3 protein-coding genes are annotated in these 3,120 nt (G+C 66.0%); 2 read left to right on the top strand and 1 reads right to left on the bottom strand.

Going from position 1 to position 3,120, the window contains the following annotated elements; translation table 11 throughout:
- The coding region (locus tag NBV68_RS18780; protein ID WP_296312963.1) for an aldehyde dehydrogenase family protein at positions 1-1,294 on the bottom strand (1,294 nt) is incomplete at its 3' end.
- Between the two features lie 190 nt (positions 1,295-1,484).
- Here NBV68_RS18780 and NBV68_RS18775 point away from each other — a divergent pair.
- Both NBV68_RS18775 and mtnP read left to right on the top strand, forming a co-directional pair.
- Positions 1,485-2,189: a glutathione S-transferase family protein gene (locus NBV68_RS18775; RefSeq protein WP_296312961.1), complete on the top strand. Its 705-nt coding sequence runs from the start codon at positions 1,485-1,487 to the stop codon at positions 2,187-2,189.
- A gap of 36 nt (positions 2,190-2,225) precedes the next feature.
- A complete protein-coding gene (gene mtnP / locus NBV68_RS18770) occupies positions 2,226-3,092 on the top strand; it encodes an S-methyl-5'-thioadenosine phosphorylase (protein ID WP_296312958.1) in 867 nt (288 codons plus the stop codon).
- Positions 3,093-3,120: the final 28 nt, after the last annotated feature.

Below are 3,120 nucleotides of genomic sequence, written 5' to 3'. Positions count from 1 at the left end.
GGTATTCATTGACCCACACCGTGCCGGTTTCGAGCTGCTCGGCGATCTCGACGCCCTTCTCGGGGTTGCCGGTCCACACCGCACCGGCGAGGCCATATTCCGAGTTGTTGGCGCGGCTGATGACTTCCTCTTCGGTCGAAAACTTCATCAGCGGCATGACCGGGCCGAACTGTTCTTCGGCGACGATCCGCGCGTCTTCCGGCGGGTTGTCGAGGATGGTCAGCGGCACGAAGTAGCCCGTGCCCGAGGGGTCGACATTGCCGCCCAGCAGGAACTTGTAGCCATTGTCCTTGGCGTCCTCGATCAGCTCCAGCACGCGCTCATACTGCTTCTTGTTCTGAATCGGGCCGACGCCGGTGCCCTGCTGCGCGCCGTCACCCACGGTGACGGTCTTGGCATATTCGACGATCGCGGCGGACAGCTCGTCATAGATATCCTCGTGGATATAGACGCGCTTCGCCGCCACGCAGATTTGCCCCGCGTTGGAGAAACTTGACCAGAACAGCTGCTCGGCGACCTTCTTGGGATCGGCGTCGGGCAGCACGATCGAGGCGTCGTTGCCGCCCAGTTCGAGGGTGATGCGCTTGAGGTCTGCCGAGGCGCCCTCCATGATCTTCTTGCCGGTCGCGGTCGAGCCGGTGAAGGTGATCTTGTCGATATCGGGGTGGCTGGTCATCAGCGGGCCGAGGTCGTCCTCGCCGGTGATGATGTTCACGACGCCGGCCGGCACCTTGTCGGCGATCAGCTCGGCGATGCGCAGGGTGGTCAGCGGGGTGAAGGGCGAGGGCTTCAAGACGATGGTGCAGCCTGAAAGCATCGCGGGCGCGATCTTCTGGATCGCCATCATGACGGGGAAGTTCCACGGCACGATCCCGGCGACCACGCCCACCGGCACGCGGCGGGTGCGGCTGAGGCGGGTGTCGGAATCCTCGTTGATCTCGTCATCGAGGCTGAGGGTGGACTGCGCCGCGCTCATGCCCGCAGCGCCGTAGATCTCGCCGCGCGCCTGATCGTGCGGCTTGCCCTGTTCGCTGGTCAGCAGGCGGTAGAGTTCCTCGGCATTGGCCTTGATCGCGCCCGAGATCGCCATGATCGCGGCGCGGCGTTCCTCGATGGGGGTGTTCTTCCACGTCTTGAACGCGGTGCGCGCGGCGGCGACGGCACGGTCAAGCTCGGCCTTTCCGCAGGCGGGGACCTGGCCGATGACCTGCTCGTTCGCGGGGTTCACGACATCGAGCCAGCGGTCGGTCGCCACCATCTCGCCGCCGATAAGGTTCTTGTACTGGGTGACCATCTTTCTGTCCTCTCAAACGAAGGGGGGAGTCGTCTCTCTCCCTGTCAGGTTGGCGCGTTGCATTGAAAAACGCAACGCTCGCGTTGAGGCTATGGGTAGCGCGGGGGCGGGCCACGTTCACCTGACGATTGCGCTATTCCCGCGCCGCGATATGTGACGCTGCAACAGCCATAAGACGAGAGGACTCACGATGACCGAACCCCGCCCTGACCTGGTGATCTATGGCAGCCCCGTCTCGCCCTTCGTGCGCAAGGTGGCGAGCCTGTGCCTGATGAAGGGTGTCCCGCATGAGGTCGAGGGGGTCAACGTGTTCGCCCCCCCGCAGTGGTTCACCGACATCTCGCCGATGAAGCGCATTCCGGTGCTGCGCGACCGTTCGGTGGCCGAGCAGGGCACCGGCGGGACGATCCCCGATTCCAGCGCGATCTGCGCCTATATCGAAAAGAAGCACCCCGCGCCCGCGCTCTACCCGGCCGAGCCGATGGCCTATGCCGAGGCGCTGTTCATCGAGGAATTCGCCGACACCTCGCTGGCCGCAGCCGGCGGGCTCGGCATCTTCCGCCCGATATTCTTCGCGGTCTCCAAGGGCGAGGAACCCGGGCTCGACAAGGCGCGCGAGGCCTGGGCCAAGCAGTTGCCGCCGCTGTTCGACGTGCTCGAGACGCGGCTCTCGGGCGCGGAGTTCTTCGCGGGCGACGTGCTGTCGATTGCCGACATCACGGTCACGCAAGTGATGCTCCAGATCGCGCTGGTGGCCGAGATGCCGCTCGGCGGCTGGCCGTCGCTCGAACGCCATTTCGCCGCGATGTTCGCGCGTCCCGAAATCGCCGGGCCCTATGCCGCAGCCGACGCGATCATCCGCAAGGCCTTGCCCAGCCGCTTCGACCTGACCTAAGGCCTTCTGCGAGCAAGAGAGAGGGCAGTGCCACGCATGGCGAGTGAATGGTGCATCGGGATCATCGGCGGATCGGGACTCTATGCCATCGACGGGCTGGAGGACGCGCAGTGGATCGCGATCGAGACTCCGTGGGGCGATCCTTCGGACGAGATCCTGTGCGGGACGATCGGCGGGGTGAAGGTGCGCTTTCTCCCCCGCCACGGGCGCGGGCATCCGATCACCCCGACCGAACTCAACGCGCGCGCCAATATCGATGCGCTGAAGCGCGCGGGCTGCACCGATATCCTCGCGATCAGCGCGGTGGGATCCCTACGCGAGGAGCTCGAGCCCGGGCGCTTTGCGGTGGTCGAACAGTTCATCGACCGCACCGTCCACCGCCCCAGCACCTTCTTCACCAGCGGCTTCGTCACCCATGTCTCGATGGCCGATCCGGTGTGCCCGCGCCTCTCGGACATGGCCGCGCAGGCAGTGGCCGCAGCCAGGGGCAAGGTTGCGGTGGGGGCGACATATCTGGCGATGGAAGGCCCGCAATTCTCGACCCGCGCCGAAAGCCGCATGTACCGGGCGTGGGGCGCGGACGTGATCGGCATGACCGCCATGCCCGAGGCCAAATTGGCGCGCGAGGCGGAGCTGCCCTATGCGCTGATCGGCATGGTCACCGACTATGATTGCTGGCGCGACGGCGAGGCGGTGGATGTCGCCGAAGTCGTCCACCAGATGCAGGCCAACGGCGCACTGGCGCGGGCGGCGGTGCTGAACTTCATCGCCGCCCTGCCCGAGACGCGCGAGCCCTCCCCGATCGACACCGCGCTCGATGATGCCGTCATCACCGCGCCCGACGAGCATGACCCGGCGCTGATGGCGAAGCTCGACGCGGTCGCCGGGCGACTGTTTATCTGACACCCTTCCGAAACGCGAAAAGGGCGGG

Source organism: Erythrobacter sp. (assembly GCF_023653175.1).
Taxonomy (GTDB): Bacteria; Pseudomonadota; Alphaproteobacteria; order Sphingomonadales; family Sphingomonadaceae; genus Erythrobacter.
This window is presented reverse-complemented; position numbering and strand designations above follow the sequence as displayed.

Bases quoted from the DNA above. Each gene is read 5' to 3' on its own strand.
- NBV68_RS18775 (WP_296312961.1), top strand. From the start codon at position 1,485: ATGACCGAACCCCGCCCTGACCTGGTGATCTATGGCAGCCCCGTCTCG.
- mtnP (WP_296312958.1), top strand. From the start codon at position 2,226: ATGGCGAGTGAATGGTGCATCGGGATCATCGGCGGATCGGGACTCTAT.